The organism is Pseudomonas sp. Root562 (genome assembly GCF_001427125.1).
GTDB lineage: Bacteria > Pseudomonadota > Gammaproteobacteria > Pseudomonadales > Pseudomonadaceae > Aquipseudomonas.
This window is the reverse complement of the sequence record NZ_LMGK01000013.1, coordinates 1-22,027: the sequence shown is the minus strand read 5'-3', so window position 1 is coordinate 22,027 and position 22,027 is coordinate 1. Positions and strand designations below refer to the sequence as shown.

The 22,027-nt window shown below is 58.0% G+C and carries 19 protein-coding genes; 4 read left to right on the top strand and 15 right to left on the bottom strand.

Features of this window, described 5'->3' with window-relative positions:
* Nucleotides 1-89: 89 nt before the first annotated feature.
* The 4 genes from ASD60_RS13025 to rfaH are packed head-to-tail and all read right to left on the bottom strand — an operon-like array spanning nucleotide 90 to nucleotide 4,660.
* Nucleotides 90-2,402, bottom strand: coding sequence for a GumC family protein (locus tag ASD60_RS13025; RefSeq protein ID WP_056854398.1), 2,313 nt, complete (start codon nucleotides 2,400-2,402; stop codon nucleotides 90-92).
* 2 nt (nucleotides 2,403-2,404) lie between these two features.
* Nucleotides 2,405-2,938, bottom strand: a complete 534-nt coding sequence (locus ASD60_RS13020) for a polysaccharide biosynthesis/export family protein (RefSeq protein ID WP_056854397.1) — start codon at nucleotides 2,936-2,938, stop codon at nucleotides 2,405-2,407.
* 12 nt (nucleotides 2,939-2,950) lie between these two features.
* Nucleotides 2,951-4,111 (bottom strand): outer membrane beta-barrel protein, encoded by a 1,161-nt coding sequence (locus tag ASD60_RS13015; RefSeq protein ID WP_056854396.1) that lies wholly within the window; start codon nucleotides 4,109-4,111, stop codon nucleotides 2,951-2,953.
* 12 nt (nucleotides 4,112-4,123) lie between these two features.
* Nucleotides 4,124-4,660: a transcription/translation regulatory transformer protein RfaH gene (gene rfaH / locus ASD60_RS13010; RefSeq protein WP_056854395.1), complete on the bottom strand. Its 537-nt coding sequence runs from the start codon at nucleotides 4,658-4,660 to the stop codon at nucleotides 4,124-4,126.
* Nucleotides 4,661-5,271: 611 nt separating this feature from the next.
* Between rfaH and ASD60_RS13005 the strand changes: the two genes are divergently transcribed.
* Complete coding sequence (locus ASD60_RS13005) at nucleotides 5,272-6,249, top strand: NAD-dependent epimerase (RefSeq protein ID WP_056854394.1); 978 nt, start codon at nucleotides 5,272-5,274, stop codon at nucleotides 6,247-6,249.
* 112 nt (nucleotides 6,250-6,361) lie between these two features.
* Here the strand turns inward: ASD60_RS13005 and ASD60_RS13000 are convergent, their stop codons facing one another.
* From ASD60_RS13000 to ASD60_RS12970, 7 genes are all read right to left on the bottom strand, one after another.
* Nucleotides 6,362-8,578, bottom strand: coding sequence for a DUF3604 domain-containing protein (locus tag ASD60_RS13000; protein ID WP_056854393.1), 2,217 nt, complete (start codon nucleotides 8,576-8,578; stop codon nucleotides 6,362-6,364).
* Nucleotides 8,579-8,617: 39 nt separating this feature from the next.
* A complete protein-coding gene (locus ASD60_RS12995; protein WP_056854392.1) occupies nucleotides 8,618-9,616 on the bottom strand; it encodes a HupE/UreJ family protein in 999 nt (332 codons plus the stop codon).
* Nucleotides 9,616-10,527 (bottom strand): peptidyl-prolyl cis-trans isomerase, encoded by a 912-nt coding sequence (locus ASD60_RS12990; protein ID WP_056854391.1) that lies wholly within the window; start codon nucleotides 10,525-10,527, stop codon nucleotides 9,616-9,618. The genes ASD60_RS12995 and ASD60_RS12990 overlap by 1 nt, the downstream gene beginning before the upstream one ends.
* Before the next feature lie 179 nt (nucleotides 10,528-10,706).
* The gene (locus ASD60_RS12985) at nucleotides 10,707-10,916 is read right to left on the bottom strand and encodes a hypothetical protein (RefSeq protein ID WP_056854390.1); all 210 of its coding nucleotides are present in this window, start codon (nucleotides 10,914-10,916) and stop codon (nucleotides 10,707-10,709) included.
* 325 nt (nucleotides 10,917-11,241) lie between these two features.
* Nucleotides 11,242-11,655, bottom strand: a complete 414-nt coding sequence (locus tag ASD60_RS12980; RefSeq protein ID WP_056854389.1) for a VOC family protein — start codon at nucleotides 11,653-11,655, stop codon at nucleotides 11,242-11,244.
* Nucleotides 11,656-11,745: 90 nt separating this feature from the next.
* The gene (locus tag ASD60_RS12975; protein WP_056854388.1) at nucleotides 11,746-12,405 is read right to left on the bottom strand and encodes a TetR/AcrR family transcriptional regulator; all 660 of its coding nucleotides are present in this window, start codon (nucleotides 12,403-12,405) and stop codon (nucleotides 11,746-11,748) included.
* Nucleotides 12,392-13,243, bottom strand: coding sequence for a 3-hydroxybutyryl-CoA dehydrogenase (locus ASD60_RS12970; protein ID WP_056854387.1), 852 nt, complete (start codon nucleotides 13,241-13,243; stop codon nucleotides 12,392-12,394). Before ASD60_RS12970 ends, ASD60_RS12975 begins: the two co-directional genes overlap by 14 nt.
* A gap of 165 nt (nucleotides 13,244-13,408) precedes the next feature.
* On the opposite strand from ASD60_RS12970, the gene ASD60_RS12965 reads away from it, so the two are divergent.
* Nucleotides 13,409-14,461 carry an AraC family transcriptional regulator gene (locus ASD60_RS12965; protein WP_056854386.1) on the top strand — a complete coding sequence of 351 codons (1,053 nt, stop codon included), beginning with the start codon at nucleotides 13,409-13,411 and terminating at the stop codon, nucleotides 14,459-14,461.
* A gap of 198 nt (nucleotides 14,462-14,659) precedes the next feature.
* Entirely contained in the window at nucleotides 14,660-15,664 is a 1,005-nt protein-coding gene (locus ASD60_RS12960) for a hypothetical protein (protein WP_236708454.1), read from the top strand.
* Nucleotides 15,665-15,699: 35 nt separating this feature from the next.
* On the opposite strand, the gene ASD60_RS12955 is transcribed toward ASD60_RS12960, so the two are convergent.
* From ASD60_RS12955 to ASD60_RS12945, 3 genes are all read right to left on the bottom strand, one after another.
* Nucleotides 15,700-16,653 (bottom strand): alpha/beta hydrolase, encoded by a 954-nt coding sequence (locus ASD60_RS12955; protein ID WP_056854425.1) that lies wholly within the window; start codon nucleotides 16,651-16,653, stop codon nucleotides 15,700-15,702.
* A gap of 79 nt (nucleotides 16,654-16,732) precedes the next feature.
* Entirely contained in the window at nucleotides 16,733-17,731 is a 999-nt protein-coding gene (locus ASD60_RS12950; protein ID WP_056854384.1) for an NAD(P)H-quinone oxidoreductase, read from the bottom strand.
* A gap of 53 nt (nucleotides 17,732-17,784) precedes the next feature.
* Nucleotides 17,785-19,014, bottom strand: a complete 1,230-nt coding sequence (locus tag ASD60_RS12945; protein ID WP_056854424.1) for a YbfB/YjiJ family MFS transporter — start codon at nucleotides 19,012-19,014, stop codon at nucleotides 17,785-17,787.
* Nucleotides 19,015-19,124: 110 nt separating this feature from the next.
* On the opposite strand from ASD60_RS12945, the gene ASD60_RS12940 reads away from it, so the two are divergent.
* A complete protein-coding gene (locus ASD60_RS12940) occupies nucleotides 19,125-20,000 on the top strand; it encodes a LysR family transcriptional regulator (RefSeq protein WP_056854383.1) in 876 nt (291 codons plus the stop codon).
* A gap of 1,047 nt (nucleotides 20,001-21,047) precedes the next feature.
* On the opposite strand, the gene ASD60_RS12935 is transcribed toward ASD60_RS12940, so the two are convergent.
* Complete coding sequence (locus tag ASD60_RS12935) at nucleotides 21,048-21,770, bottom strand: pirin family protein (RefSeq protein ID WP_056854382.1); 723 nt, start codon at nucleotides 21,768-21,770, stop codon at nucleotides 21,048-21,050.
* Nucleotides 21,771-22,027: the final 257 nt, after the last annotated feature.

The window sequence follows — 22,027 nt, the reverse complement described above, 5'->3', positions numbered from 1 at the left end:
CAGGCTTTTCCGTAGCTCGGCAGAGGTGAAGCGAAGTGTTGTGTTGTGTTGGCAGTTAACAGCGCAGTGACAGACCGGCAGGCCGGGCGTTACCGGGGTGCGAAGTCGTAGTTATAAAACGACTTGGAATGGTGGTAGCCGTATTTGCGCGCCTTGCGCAGGTCTACCTGATTGAGCACAGCGCCAAATACCGGCACATGGCTTTGTTGCAACATGGCAATGCCTTTCTGCACTTGGCTGATCGGCGTGCTGTCGGCCTTGACCACATAGATCACAGCGTCCGAATGCTTGGCCAGCAACAGCGCGTCGCTGATCATGTCCGCAGGCGGTGAATCGATGATGATGTGGCGGTAACGCGACTTCAGCGCCTCCAGCATCCGCGCCATGCGCGGTGAACTGAGCAGATCCTGCGGCGGAGGCTGGCGTGACGCGTTAAGCGAATCGGCAGGGGACGGCAACCGCGGTGCGGCGAACAGATCCACCGAAGGCGGCATGACCATCCCGGCCGGCAGCATGTCCAGGTTGCCCACCGAAACGATGCAATCCTCGAGCCTTGCAGTGCCTGCAATCACATTGGCCAGTCCCGGACTGTCGGGCGGAAAGTCAAAGTTCAGCGACAGGGTGGGCTGACGCATGTCGGCATCGATCAGCAGCACGCGCTCCAGTGGAGTGAGCGAGCTGGCCAGGTTGTTGGCAATGGTGCTTTTGCCTTCACCGGCAACCGTCGACGTGACCAGTACCACCTGCGAGGGCATGTCGCTGCTTTGCAACATCAGCCAGGTGCGCAAGTTGCGAATGGTCTCGGAAAAACGCGGGTTCTCATTGTCTTCGAACAACCGCGCCAGTTGCCGACGGCTTTTCTTCATGACCAGCGGCACGACGCTGAGCAGCGGAATGTTCAGCGTGCTTTCAATCGTCTCGTCAGTCTTGAAGGTGTTGCTCAGTTTGTCCATGAGCAGCGCCAGCGCCATGCCGACCAACGTCGCAACCAATCCGACGATCCCCACGATCAACGTTTTACGCGGCTTGCTCGCTTCGACAGGGACAATGGCCGGGTCGACGATGCGCACTTTGGTGGAGTCCATATCGGCGGTGGCTGCGGTCTCCTTCAAGCGGGTGACGAAGGTTTCATACAGCGCGCGGGTACTGTCGACTTCACGCTGGAACTCGCGCAACTGGAACTCTTTGCGAGCGATGTCCTGGATCTGCGCCTTGTTGCTGTTGAAGGACTGGCGCAGCGAGGCTTCGCTGGCCGTGGCGAGCTGGTATTGCCGTTCGATGCCGGCGACTACCTGCTGCACCTGCAATTGCAGGCTGGTGGTGGCCGCGCGCAATTCGGACTGCGCGGAGATCAGGCTCGGGTGTTTGGGCCCGTAGCGTCCCGCCAACTCATCGACCTTGGCCTGGGCTTTGGCGCGATCCGCCTGGAATTGCTGGACCAGCGGGTTGCTCAAGACTGCCGGCACGCTGGACAGACGGCTCAGATCGCCGTTGCTCAGGGCCTTCGCCTGACGGTATTCACTCTCGGCTTCTGCACGGTTGCGACGGGCGTCGACCATGCGATTACCGGTCATCTCCAGTTCATTGGCGCTGATGGTGGCGACACCGCCGACGTCAACCAGCCCTTGCTCTTCGCGGTAGCCCTGGAGCTTTTTCTCGGCGACACGCAGGTTGTCGCGCAGCTTGATCAGTCGAGTGTTCATCCAGGCAGTAGTGGCCTGCGATGACTTCTCGCTGGTGTCCAGTTGGCTGTCGGTAAAGCCTTGGGCCAGCGCGTTGGCCGCTGCTGCTGCCAGAACCGGGTCGGGCAGTTCGACCTCGATTTCCAGCAACTGGCTTTTGCCAACGAACTTGACGCTGGTGTGCTGCATGAGGTTTTGCGTGACCTGGTTAAAGACGTCTTCTTCGCTGGGCACTTTTTTCATCGGTACCCAGGTACTCAGCCCCGGCAGCCATTGGTCAAGCTCAAGCTCCGCCAGCCATTTGCGCGGGGTGAACCAGGGTGTCGGTTGCTGGCGCGGGTCAGTGACCGGGTTGGTGGTCAGGCCGAGTTTTTTCACCGCGCGTTCGGCAAGGTCCCGCGATTGCAGGAGCGCTTGTTGTGTCTGCAAATACTCGGTGGCATTGCTGCCCGAGTCCTTGACCTGTTGGAAGGACATCAGCGGCGGGGTTTTATCGTTGAACAACAAGGTGGTACTGCCGATGTATTGCGGGGTAATGGCTGATACAGCAATGGCGGCCAACGCACAGCAGAACAGGACGAGCCAGGCGATGTTCCATTTGGCGCGCCAGATCACCCTCCAGATTTTGAGCAGGTCAATGGTGTCCTGGTTTTCGCTGTACTGTTGATGTACGTGCGTTGACAGAGGACGTTCGACGTAGGTGCTAGGGCTGTTGTCCATGATTAGAAAAAGCCTTGTGCAATGGAAATGGTATCGCCGGGGCCGATCGTGGTGTTGCGGGTGACTTCATCGGTGAGTGTGGCGCCGCCATCACCGCGCACGATGGTCACGCGTTTGATCGAGGCCCGTTCGGTCAAGCCACCGCCCAGGGCGATGGCTTTCTCCAGGGTGAGCCCGGGTATGAAGGGATAATTGCCGGGTTTTTTCACTTCGCCGTTGATATAGAACGGACGATATTCGATCTGGCTCAGGCTGACTTTCGGGTCGTTCAGATAGCCTTGCTTGAGTCCGTCGACGATGATCTTTTCGACTTGCCCGGGGGTCAGTCCCTTCGCGGAAATTTCCCCCAGGAAAGGGTACGAAAAGGTGCCGGCATCGCTCAGACGGATTTTTTTCATGCTCAGCTCCGGCTCGCCAAAGACGATGATGCGCAAGACATCGCCGGCGGCGAGTTTGTATTGGGTGCCGGGGTCTGCTGCATACGTATTGGGTAGTACCGCCAGTGCGAACAACAAGGCAACTATGCGTATGTTCATGACGAAACCCTCTTAGAGGCTTACGTTGAAGCTGATCTGAACCACGTTACGGGTAAAACTTTCGTTGTCGGCATCCGAGTCGTTGTCGCGGAAGCGATAGCCGAGCTCGATGTCCAGCCACCGGCGCATCGCATAAATCACCGCCAGGTTGTAGTCCTGTAAATCGTCCGTGCGGCTTTGGCCTTCGTAGACATATCGACCGAATCCGGCCTGTGCCAGGGTGGTGATCCGATCCGTCCAACCATGGCGCCAACCGACCTGGGTAAAGGTCGACTTCACCGCATCGGCGCCATCGTCGCCCTCGGCGAGTGCCTGGCGGGCGACAAAGGTGAATGTTGAATAGGTGCGTGGCTTGTATTGCAGGTCCACTTGCCACGTCGGGTTGTCGAGGTCCTTGGATTCGCTGTTGTCGAAGTCTTTTTTCTCGTAACCGAGGCGGACTTTACCGGTGGTCTTGGCGGTGACGTCCCAGACGGCACCGGCGTATACCGCGTTGGATTGGCTGCTGCGCGTGCTGTTGGTTTCCAGATAGTCGAAATCGGTGTAGTCATACTCCAGCAGGCCACGGGTATTGCTGCCGATGCGGTGATACCAGGTGCTCGTAAGTGCAGTGGTATTGCGTTCCTTGTCCTCGTTGATGCCATCGGAGTTGTCGGTACGCAGTTCGGCGTAGCTGGCGCCAAAATCGATCTGGTTGTCCGCGCTTTTGGCGCCATAGGTGTAAAGACCGCCCACCCGTTTGTTGTTGAACTTGTCGTTTTCACCTTCGACCGCGGTCGATTCGGTGCGCTGCCACTTGCGGTATTCGGCTTCCAGTTTCAGGCGGTGCCTGTCGGTGAACTCCATGATGCTGTCCGCCCGCAGCCGTTGTGCGGTGTAAGAGGCATCCGATTCGTCGTGATAAATGTAGCGGGCAGGCTGCCAGATCAGTCGTGTTGCGCTGTTGCGGTCTTCAGCCTTGAGCTCGAAGTTGGGCACCAGCTTGGTGATCATCGAGGACTGCGTGTTGTTTTCCAGTTCTCGAAAGTTATCGTCATAGCTCTCTGCGACCAGGAAGGTCGGCGTGAAATCGAATCCGTAAACATTGATCGGTGCCGGATCGAGACTCCAGGCCATTCCTGGGTAAAGAGAGACCATCATCAATGCAAAAGGGCAACGTGAACTCAAGGCCATGTCATGGCTCCGTCAGATATTGGGGTGAATCGAGGATAGCTGACGTTCGAGGTCACGGAGTGGCATGCAGATCGTTTGATTCCGGTTCAGAAATTGAAGCAGGATCATGACGCGCTCAGCCCCGTGCGATGTGATGAAAACCCCCTCGAGTGTTGACAGTGGCCCGCGAATTATTTGCAGGTGGTCGCCGGGTGTCAGGGGCGGGTCATCAGGGGTTAACGATGATTCAAAGCAGCGCGCACGCAGGTGCTCGATGACGTTCTCGGGCACCGTCGCAGGACCATGATTGAATTCGACGAAACGACTGACGCCACGGGTAGAGCGAATGGGCGACCAGTTGTCGTTCCCGCCAAGATGGATGAACAGGTACCCGGGAAAGAGGGACTCCCGAACCCGTTGTTGTTTGCCGCGAATGACGCGATCCCTCAAAAGCTGGGGATGAAAAACGGCATAATTCTGTTGAAGCAGATTGAGGTGGGCGCGTTCGTCCTGGTGAGGCTTGCATTGCAACAGGTACCAGTTGGAACGATCGGAGCTAATTGCGGGCATGCTGGTAAACTCCGTCAATATCGAAAGTTTAGGCAGGCAGTGGCTCTACTGAGTCCGAGAAGTTATCAAGTCAGGCAGAGTTGTTGTTTTTATTTGATGTCCATAAGTGTGTTTCAATAATGAATCACAATATGTTTCATCGGCGTAACAGTGAAGGTAACTGGATTGGCGTTATATCTGACAGCTTGTTAGGCATAACCATCAGGCAGTTTTCGATAGGCAAAGCTACCGCACGGTCCTTACCAAGGATCATTGAAAAACAGAAAAAACTGATGGCGCCCGATCAACAGAAATAAGCGTACAAACTGCACTCGTATTCTGGTTTATCAGACCTGTGTAGTTATTGACCAGTCTCGACAGCATGTCAAACGTTCCTTGTCAAAAAACATGCCTTCTATCCAATAGTTCAAAGGGTGTTGCTTAACCTGTTGTTTTGTAATGTGTTTATATTTCGGCCGAACGGATTAAACTTTTTTTGATGCTTATAGTCGTGTGCTGCATGAGGGGTTCAGAGGCAATTACCCAATAGTGGGGCTGGTTATTGAATCTGGACCCTGAAATAAAGCAAGGCTATAAGTAACGGCCATGGGAATAACACGCGGGCAGAGATCATGACGATTCTTGTGACTGGCGCTGCAGGCTTCATCGGGTATCACACCGCCAAACGGTTGTGCCGGGACGGTCTTGAAGTTGTCGGTATCGACAACCTCAACGACTATTACAGCGTGGAATTGAAACTCGCCCGACTCAAGCAACTGAGTGAGCTGAGCAATTTCCGTTTTCAGAAGATGGACATTGTCGACAAGTCGGCCTTGATGGCTCTATTTAAACAGCACGGTTTTACCGAGGTTGTGCACTTGGCCGCTCAGGCGGGGGTTCGCTACTCACTGGACAATCCGGATGCCTATGCGCAATCGAATCTGGTCGGGTTTCTCAATGTGCTGGAAGCCTGTCGACACTATCGGCCCGCACACCTGATCTACGCGTCGAGCAGTTCTGTGTACGGCGACAACAGCAAGTTGCCATTTAGTGTCGATGACGCGGTCGAGCAGCCGGTTTCCCTGTATGCCGCGACCAAGCGCGCCAATGAGTTGCTCGCCTGCAGCTATTGTCATCTGTACGGTCTGAAGGCCAGCGGGTTGCGTTTTTTTACCGTTTACGGGCCTTGGGGCCGGCCGGACATGGCGTTGTTCAAGTTCACGCAAGCGATCCTCCAGGGTCAGCCGATCGATATTTACAATCATGGCCAGATGGCTCGGGATTTCACCTACATAGACGATATTGTCGAAAGCATTGTCCGCCTGTGTCCGAAGCCGCCGGTGCCGGACAAACAGGGGGAGGGCGTCAACCGGCTTTTCAACATAGGGCGTGGCATGCCAATGGCCCTGCTGGATTTTGTCGATTGCCTGGAAGCGGCACTGGGCATACACGCTCAGCGCAACTTCGTGCCGATGCAGGCCGGCGATGTCGTCAAAACCTGGGCTGATGTTTCGGCGCTGGCAGACTGGGTCGGGTTTTCTCCGCAAGTGGAGGTTGAAGCCGGTGTGGCGCAATTTGTGAGCTGGTATCGCAGCTATTACCAGGTGTGAACGCAGCCTGACCAAGCAAGCTCGAAATACACCGATTGCCCGCACTCGCGGGCACTCTTGTGCGTTCAATTCCATCTATGTCCAGAGCGACCAACACTGAAATCCCGTGGCGCTATTTCATCTCTTCAACCTCATAATTCACATAACCGAACTCGTTGCTGCGAGCCGCCACATAGCGGCCGTTTTGCTCGAATACCGTGGCCTCGAAGGGCGCGCCGCCGAGGGTCGTCAGCAGATGCCCGTCCTTGATTTCGTATTTGGCCGGCACGCCGAATTGACCGCCATGCAGCATGTTCAGGTATTCCCCCTCTGTGGGCGGCTTGCCATCGACGCTGGCGACCAGGCGTTGGCCGTCTGTGCCGTAGACGATCTCGAATGTCTGGCCGGTGACGGTATTGCGTACCTTGATGGTTTTTCCCACCACGAAAGCTTGCAACTGCTCGTTGGTGAGGGCTTTGGCGCCTTCGGTTTTCAGTTGCTCGATGGTTTTGCCAGCCACCGCGGATTTGCTGTCCTCGGCTGACGGCGAGTACCAGATCGGTGAAGTCCACGCGCGCTCCTGGACGGTTGGCGCGACGTCGGCCGGTGGCGGTACTTGCAGTTTGGCCGCGTCGTAGGTGCTCCAGCGCGGTGTTGGAATCTGTAGCACGCGGGCGTAGTAGAACGCGTGCTGAGCCGGATCGAAATCCGGATCGACCCAGACTTTTTTCAGCTCCGTGGCACCGATGGTGTTGGAGTAAGTTGCCTTGGAGACATCGACCGTGGACCCCACCGCAGGGACTTTGCCAGTGATCGAGTCCGGCTGGCGATCGCCGGCCCAGGCGACGTCGTAGATCTTCTCGAAGGTCTGGCCGTTTTTGGTCCAGCCCTTGATGATCTGGATGCGGTCGAGGTTGCCATCGTCGGCATCCTTGACCGCCCATACCACGAAGGAGGGTGCCTGTTTACCCGGTTTCGCCGGCAAGTCAGCGCCCATGGGTACGCCCCTGGCGTAAGCGGCATGCACCCAGTCCTTTTCGTTCCACACATTATTGTCGAAGCCCCAGCCACCAAACAGGCGCACGGGAATTCGCACGCCGCTGGTGCCGTAGACTTCTTTACGCTTCATGGCATCGAAAATCGATTCACGGGTGTTTTCTTCAGCCCATACGCCAGCCAGACCCGAGGTGCTGGTTTGCAATGCCACCATGCCCGAATTGGCTTTGCCGGAAAGACGTGCCGCCGGTGTGCTGTCGGTGAAACCGTGGGAACCGAAATTGTTGTTCTGCAAATAAGGGATGACCCCGTTATGCGAGTCGCTGGCACCCACCACGCCCATTTTATAAGGGTTGTATCCGCGAGACTCCTGCAGGGCCATGCCGTTTTGCCAGGCTTGCCTGATGTAACTGCCATTGATTTTCGACGTGCTGTTGTCGACGCCAAGCAAGAAACTCATGATCTCGTAATTGGCGAATTCATCGGTCGGCGACAGCTCAGGGTGGGTTTCGGAGGTGCCCTTGACCTGGTGGATTTCGGTGAGGGATTCATTGCGCATTCGCGTTTCGGCCCAAGCCGCATCGATGGGGCGACCACGGTCATCGACATCCACCGCAAACATCAAGCCGTTGCTGAGGTTGGCGTTGTGGGAGATCGCCAGTACTTCGTTGCCCTTTTTGCGCTGATCGTCCATCCAGCCCCACAAATCCTCCGGTTTGTCCGAGTCGAGGGCCGTGAAGGGCAAGTCCGGCACCTTCTTCGAATCACGGAAAAACACGTTGCGGTGCATGTTCTGATTGTTGGGGGCCGAGGTCCATTCATAGGCGACGAAGGTGGTGAACTTGCCGGGTTTATAGTACTTATCGGCAATGGCGATGTTCTGCCGCCAGATGTTGCCGGCCACTTTCGGATCAATCAGTTCCTTGATCGGGTGGCTCAAGCTCCCGGCAATCCACTTGAACACCCGGTTGAATTCCTCTGGTGTCCTGGCGATCAGTTTTTGCGCGATCGGCTGTTTGCTGAAGTCTGACTTGGGATCGTTGGCCAGGGCGATCACGCCAACGTATTCCGAATGATCGGTCACGCCATGGAAATCCAGCGGTCGGCCCTTGAGCTGGACTTCAAACCCCATCGGATGCTTGACCGGCATGCCCAACGAGTATTGGTAGGCTTGCTCGGGATCGACCTGATGATTGCCGATCAGGTAGGCATCGATTGACCAGGAGGTGTGCGAATGCGTCTGGCCAAAGTAAACCTCGCGATCCGGGTTGCCCTCTGCCATTGCCATGGGGCCGACAGCCAGCAAGGCACAACCCAGCAGTGACGGTGTGATAAAGCAGGATAGGGTTTGCATATTCCACGTCTCCGCAATACGGCAGTAACAGTGCTGGGTTCAGGCCCAGAAACTCGAGACACGCTCAAAAAACCAAAAGGCAGCCAGCGTACCCAAACCGTAAGCAGCCATCGGTCGGGCATACCGGAGGCCGGGCTGTGGTAGCCGACAACGCAACAACAACGCTCGCAGGCACAGCACGGCGGCGACAAACATCAACTGACCGATTTCGACGCCGACATTGAACGTGAACAGGGCCAGCGGCAGGTCGCGTTGGGGCAAACCGATTTGCGTCAGCGCACCGGCAAAACCAAAGCCATGCAGCAAGCCAAAACAGAACGCCACCACCCATGGCCATTGGAGGGTGAAGCTGACGTCACCGCGGTTTTTGCGGGCTATCTCCACTGCCAGCAACAGAATGCTCAGGGCAATGGTCGCCTCCACGGGTGGGCCGGGAAGCCGCACCGCATCCAACGCTGCAAGGGCCAGGGTGATGGAGTGGGCGAGGGTGAACGCGGTGATGGTCTTGACCAGCATCCAGCCATTGCCCACCAGCAACAGGAGGCCGAAGACGAATAGCAGGTGATCAAAGCCTCCAAGAATGTGCTGGATGCCATGCACCAGAAAGGCACCGGCCACGGAAAACGCCCCCGGCGAGGCGGCGATTTCTATCCAGGGCCGGGCAGGGTGGACAAGGGTGGTCGTCTGACTGCCGTCCAGGCGCGAGACACGCACCAGCACATCGGTAATGCTCGCTTGCAGGCCTATGAATTCGATGCGCTGCCCGACCAGTCCCGATTGGCCGGTATCGATGATCCGACGTTCGATCAGTGAGTCGTTGAGCTGGCTTTCCACGGGTTCGACGACGGTGCGCATCCCTTCGGCAAAGCGCAATGCAATGGGCAATCGCATGCCTGAAAGCACCGGTGTGCGCCACAGCACGTCATAGCGTCCGATGGCCGTTTCATTGAGCTCCAGGTACGCGGGGCGCGACTCATGGGCGATCGCGGTCAGGCCCATGAACCAGAGCAGCAACAGCAGCCAGACCTTGCGCTTCATTATTGCTGGCGCTCGGCTTGCGTGGCGGCAATCGCACCGTCCGCTGCGGGAACCATCATTACCACTTCGTAACGTGCCTTCAGCGCGTCGAAACTGCTGCGCTTGGATGCGCTGCGTTGCTCCGACAGCCAATCGGACTTGACCTGCTGCGCCACGGTTTCGAAGGGCGGTGCCGCTGGTGTGGCCAGCGCATCGATCCACAACAGATGCCAGCCGAACCCGGATTCCACAGGCCCGACCCAACGTCCGGGCGTTTGCTTGAACAATGAAAGGGCGAAGGTTGAGCCGAATACCCGCGCCACCTGATCCTGTGATTGCTCTGTGTAGGCGTTTTTGAACAAGAACTCATCGCCTGTACCGCTGTTCTTGTCTGCCAGACTATTCAAGGCGGCCATAGCGTCGGCTTGCGCAGTGGCACCGCGCTTGTCCGCAGCAAAAAACACATGGTGGAAAGTTGCAAGAGGTGGGGGGGCGTATTGCTCTTGATGCTGTTGGTACCAGGTTTCAAGTACACCAGGCGCAGGTTCGCGAAGCGACGCAACATCTTCGGCAAGGAAATCCATTTTTTGCGCCAATCGGCGTCGAATAATGGTGTCGTCTTTATCCAGACCAAGCTTCAGGGCTTCGCGATAGAGGATTTCCTCTTTCACATATTCATCAACCAGACCCTGCATTTGCAGTTCCGAGGGAGAGCGCTGCCAGCGCGCCAGCCAGGAAATGGCGATGCGCTGAACAACTTCAGGGGTGATTTCGATGCGTTGCGGATCTTGATTGACGGTTGAACGCTGTAAACCGCCGTACAGCATGAAGAGTGCAAAACCGGCCAGTAAAAAATGCACTAATGGTTGGCGAAGGCATCGCCTGACTAACGAAAATCGAGACTGTTTCGGATCGGAGACGGTCAAGTTCATGACTTATTGCCCCACGCCATACTCGAATGGTTTTCGAATCAGAGTGGAGTATTGCTGTTGGGCCGGAACTTTCCACCGAGGTTAATCACGATAAGCGCTAAGCATTAGTCGCAATTGGATTAAACCATTCCCGCAGGGCGGTGCAGTTCTACGCCGCACGGCCCTTGCCTCACGTTGCGTCAGATCAGATAGCCAACAGCCTGGCCAGGGATGTTTTCCTGAGCGCCCGCTACAAGGTGCAACGGCACCACCGGTTGTTGATGATCCATTGAGGGGATTTCAAAACTGCCCACTATTTGAAGCTGTCGCTCGCCCAAACCGGTCGCCTCCAACTCTTTTGCCTTGGCCATTCTCGCGTGGTTCGCTGCGATTTCATTGAGAGTTGACACGTTACATCTCCGGTGACTGACCAAGCGTTTCGCTGGAGTCCTTAAGCGTTAGTTTGAGGTGCTGCCGTGTCAGAATTATGTCACTCCTGGGCAGCTACGCTCGGCCTGTGCAAGCCGCAAGCCAGACAAGGCTGTGTATTGCGCCCAGCGTTTTGCTTTGCGACGAAAGGTTATGCGACACGTCTGAACCGGTCTTATCCGAACATTTTCGATATCGGGAAGACCGTTTTGTTGACGGTAGCAGACAGGCGAGGAGTTGCCAGAAAGCCCAATCTTTCGGATTGGGCTGTTTGCGAATGGGCCATCTTCGAACAGGAAGGCCTGATTACTGGTCCTTTTCGCAGTTGACCATCCACGACACACCAAATTTGTCGATCAACATGCCGAAACGGGCGGCCCAAAAAGTGCTGTCCAGCGGCATCTCGACTTTGCCGCCCGCGGCCAGCGCATTGAACACCCGTTCGGCTTCGGCGACGCTGTCGACATTCAGTGAGATCGAACAACCGCTCATGCCCGGTGTCGGGCGGTCGGGCGTGGTATCGGACGCCATCAGCATCTGATCGCCAACTTTCAGGCAGGTGTGGATGATCAGGTCGTGATGTTCCTTTGGCACATGCTCGGCGGCAGGCGTTTCACCGAAGGTCATCATCGCTTCGATATGGCCTTGCAGGCATTGGGCATAGAAGGTGAAAGCGGCTTTGCAGTCGCCGTTGAAAATGAGGTAGGGATTGATTTTCATGATTCTGCTCCCGGTCAATGAAGGTGCACATCGGATCTGACATCGTTTGGCGCGATGAATTCTGATGAGGCTGACCGGGACAGCAAAGCGCTAAAACGCGGCGGCTGCCTGAACATTGTCAGATTTTTTTTCGATAGAGCGGGTGATGCTTATCGCTTCGCTCGCGCGCCGTGGCGCCAGCAGGCGTTCAATGGCGCCGCTCACCAGATTCTCAAGCAACTCGTTGTGCTCCTGCTCGTCCAGTGACTGAGTCGTCAGCCAACTGGGTGCGCTATTGAGCAGCGAGGCGATGGCATGCCCGGCCGCCAATTTTCCCGATTCGCTGAATCGCGAACGGGCGCCGAGCACCACCAGCAAGGTGCGTTCGTACTGCTCGCGCAATTGCCGGACCCGAGCCTGCTGGTCTTCATTCAGGCAGCCGCAGTCGCGTTCGACCAGGCGAAAATGCCAAGGCATCTCGCGGTGCAGATTGAGGTGGGCGCGAATCACATGGTTGAGCCGGTCTCGCTTGGCCGGAGCCTTTTGCTGGATGCGTCCCAGGGTCGCCAGCAACTCTTCGTAAAACTCTTCGATGAGGTCCAGCAACAGGTGCTGTTTGCTCGGGTAATGGTGATACAACGAGCCCGGGGAAAGCCCCAGGCACGTCGCGAGCTCACGCATGCCGACCTGACCGAAACCCTTGCAGGCGAACAGTTCCAGCACCTTGTCCCGGTATTCGGCAAAACGCGAGCAACGCTCAGGCATAGGCATGGAAGCCGCGCCCCGTTTTGCGTCCCAGGTAGCCGGCGGCAACCATTTCCTTGAGCAGTGGCGCCGGACGGTATTTGCTGTCGTTGAAGCCTTCGTAGAACGCTTGCATGATCGCCAGCAGCGTGTCGAGGCCGATCAGGTCGGCCAGCGCCAACGGGCCGATGGGCTGGTTGCAGCCAAGGCGCATCCCGGCGTCGATGTCTTCGGCGCTGGCCAGGCCCTCCTGAAACACCAGGATCGCTTCGTTGATCATCGGCACCAGAATCCGGTTGACCACAAACCCCGGGCGGTTGCCGGCGGTGATCGCGGTTTTGCCCAGGGCCGTCGCCATGTCCAGCGCGAGGGTGTGGGTGGCGTCGCTGGTTTGCAGGCCGCGAATGACTTCGATCAGGCCCATCACCGGCACCGGGTTAAAGAAGTGCAGGCCGATGAAGCGCTCAGGCTGGCTGACGCTGGCGGCGAGCTGGGTGATCGACAGCGATGAGGTGTTGGAAGCGATCACGCAGTCAGCGCTGACCTGTGCGGCGATCTGTTGCAACACCCGCAATTTCAGTTCGAGATTCTCGGTGGCAGCTTCGATGACCAGCTGAGCATTGTGCAGGCTGCTGTAGTCGGTGCTGGTCTGGATCTTGTCGAGGGCCGCGTTTTTTTGCTCGGTGGTCAGGGTGTCCTTGGCGATCTGCCGATCGAGGTTTTTACCAACGGTGGCGATGGCTTTTTGCAGAGCGCTTTCGGAAATGTCGAGCAGGGTCACGTTGAAGCCGGCGAGGGCGCAGACTTGCGCAATGCCGTTGCCCATGGTGCCGGCGCCGATCACGCCAATGTTTTGCAGATTCATGTTGCCGTCCTTCCGATAAACCCTGCGATACCTTGGCCGCCGTCGTGGCACAAAGCGTACTATTGCCGCGAGTCTAGAACCGGCAGGGCGGTTGTCCTATGCCGAAACTGTTCAACGGGCCTGATGTTTTTTGCCATTTCGGGTGATCGGGAGAGAAGCGTTCACATGCGGGAAAAGGATTCAGTGGCCGCCTACTTCGTGCAGGCAATGATCCATGGTCTGGCCGACGATTCGCAGCGGGTGCGTGCCGTGCTGGAACAGGCCGGCATCGACCCGACCGTGATGCAGCAGCCATCGGCGCGAGTGCCAGCCAGTGCCTTTGCGGCGTTGTGGCTGATTCAGATCCGCGAGCTCAACGACGAGTTCTTCGGCCTCGATTCCCATGGCATGCCGCCAGGCGCCTTTGCGCTGATTTGCCGGGCCTTGATTCAGGAGCCCGACCTGCACAAGGCCATGCGCCAGTGCCTGGCCAATTTCGCCCTGTTCCTGCGCGACTTTCGCGGCACGCTGACCGTGCGCGGCAAACGGGCGGTGATCAGTCTGGAGACGTATTCGCAGAATGCCGATGCCAATCGTTTCGGCGAAGAAACGTTCCTGGTGCTGATGATCAGTTTGCTGTGCTGGCTGGGAGGCCGGCGCATACCTATCGACCGCGCAGACTTCCGCCATGAACGTTTGTCCCTGAGCGATGACCGGTTGCTCTGGGGCCCCAACCTGACCTTCGGTGCCGAGCGCACCGAAATCGAGTTCGCCAGTCACTACCTGCGGCTACCGGTGGTCCAGGACCTGGCGTCGCTGAAAGTATTTCTGCGCACCGCGCCACAATGGCTGGTGATCCGTTTTCGCAATCAGCATGGTCTGGCGTCGCAAGTGCACCAACGCTTGCGCAGCAGCCATTACAGCCAATGGCCGACCTTGCAGGCCTTTGCCCTGGAACAACACCTGAGCCCCAGCACCTTTCGCCGAAAACTGGAGCGCGAAGGTTGTTCCTATCAGGAAATCAAAGACGAAGTGCGCAGGGCGGTGGCGTTCGAACAGCTGCGCGAAAGCCGGGCGAGCATCAGCGACATTGCCGAGCAGTTGGGGTTTCAGGAGCCCAGCGCGTTTCACCGGGCATTCAAGAAGTGGACGGGAGAAAGTCCGGGTCGCTATCGGGCGCGGTTTCAAACGGCTGAGGCGAATTTTCTGTCAGAGACTTCTGATTCGCTGCAGCGATGATGTTTTTGCCAGCCCCTGCCTGTACATTCGAGGCCTGCTACCGCGGCTCAACATTGCTGAAACAAGGATTGTGCGTTTATGGAATTGGAACCGGTCGACGTCATCGATTGCGAGCAAAAAACTCAAGTTGCCTCCACACGAAACCGCTACGCGCAATTGAGCCAGGGTTTGTTGTGGCTCAATGAGCGTGCCTGGCCGTTGGGCGGCAGTATTTTGTTGATTGCCGGGATTTACCTCTTTCAATACATCCAGGTGGAAAAAATACCGTTAAGCATCACGTCTTCCGCCGTCGTCGCGGCATTACCGGCGATGTTCGCAATGCTGGTCTTCGTGATCGCGATGCTGGGGGCGTTGATCGTCATGCCGGCGTTCATCATCTTTCACCGGTTGAATGATTCTGGCGAACGCTTGAGTGACCACTTGAGTTTTGATCAGGGCAAATCCGGACTGACTCCGCTCCGTCGTCGACTGATGTTGCATTGGCTGTATGGGGTGCTGTTGTTGGGAGGGTTTGTCTGGCTGGTCGGCGTCCATGCTTCCTATGGCCACACCAGTGGCTGGTGGATGCTCGGCATGGTGGCTCTGGGGGGACTCACGTTGTTGGGGCATGCGTGGATTATCACCCGCGTGTGGAAGACCAGCGTCTCCCTTGAGTTCTGGTTCGCCTGCGTGATGTCGGCACTTGTGCAGTGGATCGCGATCCTCAATGTCACGGTGGTGGTTGCCCGCAGCGTCAGCGAGTACGTGGATGATGTCTGGCTGTTTATACCGTTCATGTTCCTTGAGCTGGTTTTGTTGTGGTTGATCCAACTGGGCGGGGCTTATTTTGTGGTGGTCATGCGTCGCCATGAGCATCCCGTCGCACACGCGGCGCTGGTGGCGATGGTGGTCATCTTTGTTTTGGGTCTCATCCCTCAAACGAGCGCCAAATTGGCGGGGGTAACCTTGCAATTGCCATCCTCCGGCGCTCGCAACTGCACCGTGATGACCTGGGCAGCGAGCACTCAGTTATTGGAGGCGATCAACGACCCGGACAATCCAGGCAGCAGCATCCGCTTGCGCTTGCTGGCGGAAGCGGATGGCATGTACATCGTTCGACCCTGGCGCGCGGAGGCCAAAGCCGTACAGTTTGTACCCCGAAGCAGTGTGACGGGGATCGATGAATGCGCGCCCGAACCGAAAACAGACGATGCAACCCGGTAATCAGCGCGATTTCTGACTGGCCGATCGCGAAAACCTCAGGAGTCCTGGGCGCTGCGAGCCACCGCCCCGGCCATTTGCGATGGTTTGGTTTGCATCAGGCCATCGAGCGCCTGGCGATACCGGGAACCACCCAGGCTCATGCTGTTGTTGTGCGTGCCGCCGGGAATCAGCAACAGGCTCTTAGGTTGGTTGGCGGCATTGAACAGTTGCTGGCTGAATCGCGACGGCATGAACTGATCGGCCAGGCCATGGACCACCAGCAGCGGCATGTCGATGTCGACGATCTTGTCGATGGAATCGAATTTCTGCGACAACAACCAGCGCACCGGCAACCAGTTCACCGGCAGGTTGTTGCCGGCGACTTCCGCCACGGCATCGCCAAGCGAGGTGAAGGTGGACTCGATCACCAGGCCCCGGACCGGCACCGAACCATGATTGTTTTTCGCCTGAGCGGCGAGCTCTGCTGCAAGGTCGATGGCCACCGCACCTCCTAGCGAATGGCCGTAGATCAAGCGTTTGCCGGCGTCAGGTTGCATCACCTTGAAACGCTCCCAGGCGGCCCGGGCATCTTCGTAGACACTGGCTTCCGATGGCAGGTCGCCTTTGCTCTGGCCAAACCCGCGGTAGTCGATCGCCAGCACCGAATAACCCATGGCGCGCAACTGCTCGATACGGAACGCCTGTCCGGTCAGGTTCCAGCGCACACCGTGCAAGTAGAGAATTGCCGGTGCATCTTTACGCGCTGCCGGCCACCACCAGGCATGCAGGTTTTGCCCGGCCTTGAAACTTGCTGGCTTGATGTCCAATTCCTGAACGTCCTGCGGCAAGCCGCGATACCAGCCTGCCGTGCCCGGTTCGATGCGAAACAGCAACTCGCGCTCCTTATATTGCAGAGCACCGCAACCCACGGGCAGGCCCACCACCAGCGCGGCCATGCACAGCAGCGGCAGCCAGCGTCGCCGCAGACGAGTGAGAAGAGCAGTGGACATCGGTTGTTCAACCCGCACGGACATGAAGTTCGCGTTTTAGCAGATGCACACGCAGGGCGGGAATAATTTCGACAGCCGTTCAATCCACCCGCAACACAATCTTGCCGATGTGATCGCCGCCCTCCATGCGCCCGTGGGCCTGCGCCGCGTGGGCCAGGGGATAAACCTCATCGATCATTGGCAGGCAACGCCCGGCCGCCAATACCGGCCACACGTGCTCGCGCAACTGTTGCGCAATCGCGGCTTTTTCTTCCCGGGTGCGAGAACGCAACAACGAGCCGGTGACTGTGGCGCGTTTGGCCATGATCGCCAACAGATCGACTTCCCTGGCTACTGCGCCACCGAGGAAACCGAGCATCACCAGTCGCCCTTCGAGAGCCAGCGCCGCAACGTTACTGTTGAGGTACGAACCGCCCATGATGTCGAGAATCACATCGACGCCGCGCCCCGCGGTTTTTTCAGCAATGACCTGGGTAAAATCCTGTTCGCGATAGTTGATCGCCTCGGCGCCCAGCTTGCGGATCACCGCGCACTTTTCTGCACTGCCCGCCGTGGCAAACGCTTCGATGCCGAACTCACGGCAGAGCATCAACGCGGTGGTGCCGATGCCGCTGGTGCCGCCATGAATCAAGACTCGTTGATCTTTGCGCGCGCCGCCCATCTCGAACAGGTTGGCCCACACGGTGAAGAACGTTTCCGCAATGGCTGCGGCGTGTAGCCAATCCATGCCGGCTGGAATCGGCAGAGCCTGACTGGCGGGGACGACACAATACTGCGCATATCCGCCGCCGTTGGTCAGGGCGCAGACGTTGTCGCCGACCACGAAGTCGCTGACGCCTGCGCCAAGCCCGACCACTTCACCGGCCACCTCCAGCCCCGGGATCGGATTCATGCCCGGTTTCATCGGGTATTGACCGGCGCGTTGCAGCACATCAGGTCGATTGACCCCGGCGGCATGAACACGGATCAACAGTTCCCCAGCGCCCGCTACGGGTACGGGCACCAGGTTTGGTTGCAGCACTTCAGGGCCACCGGGTGTGGTGATTTCGATTTGGGTCATGGTTTGCGGCAGCGACATGATGAATACCTTTGAGCAATGAAGTCAGTTCGATAACGGTGGGATTGTTTTGTTTATGTGATCGTTGCAGCGGCGCAGGTTTTTTCCTTCGGCCCGGTCAGCAAACGCGCCGCCCATTCCAACAACAACGCACCGACAATCGCCCCGGCCGCCACCATGAACATCAATCGGTGATTACCACCGCTGCCGTTGAACAGCGCCGAATAGGCGAAGCCGGAAATGGCCTGGAAAGTGGCGAACGAAACCGTGGCGCGGCTCCAGGCGATCTGTTGTTGATGGTGGCCGGGAATCAGTTCGTGAACCCGGGCCAGCGCCAGGGGCACGATGCCTGGCGGAAACGAGCCGATGATGACCGCGAGTAGCGCCAGAGCCACGAAGGTGCTGGACATCGACAGCAAGCCCACCGCAATCGCCTGCACCAGCAACACCAGGCGTATGCTGCGTTTGGCGCCCAGGCGATCAGCCAGAAAACCGTAACTCACCGGGCCGACAATCGCGCCGAGACCGTACATCACCCAGACCATTGCGCCGACGTGTTGCCCGGCCCCGAGACCCCGGGCGACGTAATCCACCAGGAAGACCATGGCGGGCACGAGTCCGGCTGCCATGAGGGCGTATTGGGCGAACAGCAGGTAAACACCCGCAAGCATCGACGTCGGCGCTGTTTTGACCGCTGCCGGCGCTGGAGCAGGGGAAGTGGAAGATGGCCAGCCAAACCAGCTGACCGCCGTCAGGACCAGCGCCAGCACCCCGAGGCCGAGCCAGGTTTGTTGCAAACCCATACTGAGCAGCGGCGGTACGAGGGTCCCCGAGCCGGCAATCCCCAGGCCCAGGCCGAGGAAGATCGCACCACTGGCCAGACCTCTGCGGGAGGCGGGTACATGGGGCAACACCGTCGTAGCCACCAGCACCATGACCGCGCCACCGGCAACGCCGGACAGCAAACGCCAAGCGAAGAACCAGCTCACCGATAACGGGAAGGCACAGGCAAAAAACGCCAGGGTCACCGTGAGCATCATCAACCGCAGAACGGTTTTGTTGGAAGTACGCTTGGCCAGTGGGTGGCCGAGCAAGGCGCCGATCAGATAACCCACCAGGTTGGCGGCGCCGAGGAACACCACGTCGCTGGCGGAAAACCACTGGTTTTGGATCAAAGAGGGAATCAACGGCGTATAAGCGAAACGCGCCAGGCCGATGCTCACCAGGCTGGCGCAGAGACCTGCAAGGATCGGCAGCCAGATCGCGCTGCCAGGTTTATCGGGGGTCAGTGAGATACGGTCCATGAACGTTGTCCTGAGTGTTTTCATGGCGACCAGCATATCGAGGTTCTTTGATGCAATAATGCTGCGATTACACTTTGTAGTGATGCACAGATGCATCACCAGGAGAAACCATGAACTGGGATGACGCACGGGTATTTCTCGCGGTTTGCCGCGAATCCACGTTGCGCGGTGCCGCACGGGTGCTGGGCGTGGATCAAGCCACGGTTGGCCGGCGAATCGCGGCACTGGAAAAGTCCTTGAGCGCGACGTTGTTCCTGCGCACATCCGAAGGCTATGCGCTGACAGCCTTGGGCGAAGCGGCAATGCGCGCCGTGGAAAAAATGGAGCATTCAGCGCACGAGCTGGAGCGACGCATTCAAGGCCTGGACGATCGATTGACCGGTACCGTGCGAGTCACCACCACCGATTCCATGGCTATCGATTTGCTGATCCCGGCCATCGCTCGTTTGCATCGACAGCATCCCGACGTGCGGGTTCAGCTGGACGCTTCGACGCAAATTCTCAGCCTGGCCAAGCGCGAGGCCGACATTGCCGTGCGCAATACCCGGCCGGAAAACCCGGATCTGATTGCCCGCCGACTCGCCCGATGGCCGATCGGTTTGTTTGCTTCGCAAGACTATGTGGACGCCCACGGCATACCGCAGCCGGGTTCGGCGTTCGAGGGGCATGATCTGGTGATCTATCAGCCCTATTTGCAAGGCGACAAGGACGTGACACTGGTTGGTGAACCGATTGGCCGCGGGCGGATTGTCTCGAGCCTGAGTTCCAGTTTGCTGGTGCGCCGATCCATCGCTGCCGGGATCGGAATCGGCGAAGTCCCCGTGTACATGGGCGAACGGGACGGGCTGGTCAGGCTGTGGCCGGAACGTACGAAGCCTGTGCCTTATGACATCTGGCTGGTAACCCACGCCGATTTGCGGCATACGGCCAGGGTGCGGGTGGTGATTGACGAGATCGTCGCGGGGTTTTGCGGAACCGGTGAATGAAAACCTGATACTGCGCTCATTCAGACAGGGCGCGTTATCGTTGCCGCCCATCGCGGGCAAGCCCGCTCCCACAGGGATCTTCAATGGCCGCAGTTCCAAGTACAGCCGGAAGCTGGCTTGCCAGCGATGGCGGCCTGACAGCCGACCAATCTCCTGCGGATGTACCCAAGCCAATGGTAGGAGTGAGCCTGCTCGCGATGGCGGCTTCTTATTCAACTGGTGTGTTGACTGATCCACCGCTATCGCGAGCAAGCTCACTCCTACAGGGGATCTTCAGNCTGTGGCTTGCCAGCGATGGCGGCCTGACAGCCGACCAATCTCCTGCGGATGTACCCAAGCCAATGGTAGGAGTGAGCCTGCTCGCGATGGCGGCTTCTTATTCAACTGGTGTGTTGACTGATCCACCGCTATCGCGAGCAGGCTCACTCCTACAGGGGATCTTCAGTGGTCGAAAATCCCGATCAAACCGGGATCCACTGTGGCTTGCCAGCGATGGCGGCCTGACAGCCGACCAATCTCCTGCGGATGTACCCAAGCCAATGGTAGGAGTGAGCCTGCTCGCGATGGCGGCTTCACNCTGGCTTGCCAGCGATGGCGGCCTGACAGCCGACCAATCTCCTGCGGATGTACCCAAGCCAATGGTAGGAGTGAGCCTGCTCGCGATGGCGGCTTCACGCTCAACAGGTGTGTTGACTGATCCACCGCTATCGCGAGCAGGCTCACTCCTACAGGGGATCTTCATTGGTCGAAAATCCCGATCACACCGGGATCCTCTGTGGGAGCTGGCTTGCCAGCGATGGCGGCCTGACAGCCGACCAATCTCCTGCGGATGTACCCAAGCCAATGGTAGGAGTGAGCCTGCTCGCGATGGCGGCTTCACANTGGCTTGCCAGCGATGGCGGCCTGACAGCCGACCAATCTCCTGCGGATGTACCCAAGCCAATGGTAGGAGTGAGCCTGCTCGCGATGGCGGCTTCACATTCAACAGGTGTGTTGACTGATCCACCGCTATCGCGAGCAGGCTCACTCCTACGAGTTTGATGCCTGTTACGGCATTTCAGGCAGTTCTTGCGCACGCAGATCGAACATCAGGACTTCAGCATCCACGCCGTTGCTCAAGGTCAGCACCTGCTCCTTGCGAACCCTCACGCCGTCGCCCTCCTGCAATGGCATGCCGTTGAGTTCGACGCTGCCCCGTGCCACATGCACGTAGGCATAGCGGTCAGCGGCCAGTTCCAGAGTGGCGCTTTCCTGGCCGTCGATCAGTGCCGCATACACCCGCGCATCCTGGCGCACCTTCAGCGAACCCTTGGCGCCGTCGGGCGAGATGATCAATTGCAGGCGACCGCGTTTTTTCTGCGTGCTGAAGTGCTCTTGCTGATAGCGCGGTTTGGCGCCACTGACGTCGGGCACGATCCAGATTTGCAGGAAATGCACGGGACGGGTGGCCGAGTGGTTGTATTCACTGTGGGCCACGCCGCTGCCGGCACTCATCAGTTGCACGTCACCGGGGCGAATCACTGAACCGGTGCCCAGGGTGTCCTTGTGCTCCAGCGCACCTTCGAGCACGTAGGAAAAAATTTCCATGTCGCGGTGCGGGTGCTGGCCGAAACCTTTCCCGGCTGCCACGCGGTCATCGTTGATCACCAGCAGGTCGGAAAACCCCTGTTCTTTCGGGTTACGGTAATTGGCGAAGGAAAAGGTATGGAACGACTTCAACCAGCCATGGTTAGCCATGCCACGATCAGATGCTTTGCGAAGGGTCAACATGATGGAATCTCCTGCGGGGACGTTGATTCGTCCGAGTGAGGAGAAGGTTAATGGTTACCGGTTAGTGCAATAAGTAGATGAAAATTGAAATACTGTCTCTCTCAAGTTGACAGTGACCTGCAAACGATTCGCCATGTTTGAGGCATAATCACGACACTCAACCTGTAGATACTCTGTTCACGGTCAAGCTTTCGCGAGATGTTTTTCGCTAAAAAGCTTGGCCGTATTAAATTCTTCTCCGGAACGCATGCACGCCC

Excerpts from the sequence above, each read along its gene's own strand:
- ASD60_RS13025 (WP_056854398.1), bottom strand. The coding sequence starts at position 2,402 with ATGGACAACAGCCCTAGCACCTACGTCGAACGTCCTCTGTCAACGCAC.
- ASD60_RS13020 (WP_056854397.1), bottom strand. The coding sequence starts at position 2,938 with ATGAACATACGCATAGTTGCCTTGTTGTTCGCACTGGCGGTACTACCC.
- ASD60_RS13015 (WP_056854396.1), bottom strand. The coding sequence starts at position 4,111 with ATGGCCTTGAGTTCACGTTGCCCTTTTGCATTGATGATGGTCTCTCTT.
- rfaH (WP_056854395.1), bottom strand. The coding sequence starts at position 4,660 with ATGCCCGCAATTAGCTCCGATCGTTCCAACTGGTACCTGTTGCAATGC.
- ASD60_RS13005 (WP_056854394.1), top strand. The coding sequence starts at position 5,272 with ATGACGATTCTTGTGACTGGCGCTGCAGGCTTCATCGGGTATCACACC.
- ASD60_RS13000 (WP_056854393.1), bottom strand. The coding sequence starts at position 8,578 with ATGCAAACCCTATCCTGCTTTATCACACCGTCACTGCTGGGTTGTGCC.
- ASD60_RS12995 (WP_056854392.1), bottom strand. The coding sequence starts at position 9,616 with ATGAAGCGCAAGGTCTGGCTGCTGTTGCTGCTCTGGTTCATGGGCCTG.
- ASD60_RS12990 (WP_056854391.1), bottom strand. The coding sequence starts at position 10,527 with ATGAACTTGACCGTCTCCGATCCGAAACAGTCTCGATTTTCGTTAGTC.
- ASD60_RS12980 (WP_056854389.1), bottom strand. The coding sequence starts at position 11,655 with ATGAAAATCAATCCCTACCTCATTTTCAACGGCGACTGCAAAGCCGCT.
- ASD60_RS12975 (WP_056854388.1), bottom strand. The coding sequence starts at position 12,405 with ATGCCTATGCCTGAGCGTTGCTCGCGTTTTGCCGAATACCGGGACAAG.
- ASD60_RS12970 (WP_056854387.1), bottom strand. The coding sequence starts at position 13,243 with ATGAATCTGCAAAACATTGGCGTGATCGGCGCCGGCACCATGGGCAAC.
- ASD60_RS12965 (WP_056854386.1), top strand. The coding sequence starts at position 13,409 with ATGCGGGAAAAGGATTCAGTGGCCGCCTACTTCGTGCAGGCAATGATC.
- ASD60_RS12955 (WP_056854425.1), bottom strand. The coding sequence starts at position 16,653 with ATGTCCACTGCTCTTCTCACTCGTCTGCGGCGACGCTGGCTGCCGCTG.
- ASD60_RS12950 (WP_056854384.1), bottom strand. The coding sequence starts at position 17,731 with ATGTCGCTGCCGCAAACCATGACCCAAATCGAAATCACCACACCCGGT.
- ASD60_RS12945 (WP_056854424.1), bottom strand. The coding sequence starts at position 19,014 with ATGGACCGTATCTCACTGACCCCCGATAAACCTGGCAGCGCGATCTGG.
- ASD60_RS12940 (WP_056854383.1), top strand. The coding sequence starts at position 19,125 with ATGAACTGGGATGACGCACGGGTATTTCTCGCGGTTTGCCGCGAATCC.
- ASD60_RS12935 (WP_056854382.1), bottom strand. The coding sequence starts at position 21,770 with ATGTTGACCCTTCGCAAAGCATCTGATCGTGGCATGGCTAACCATGGC.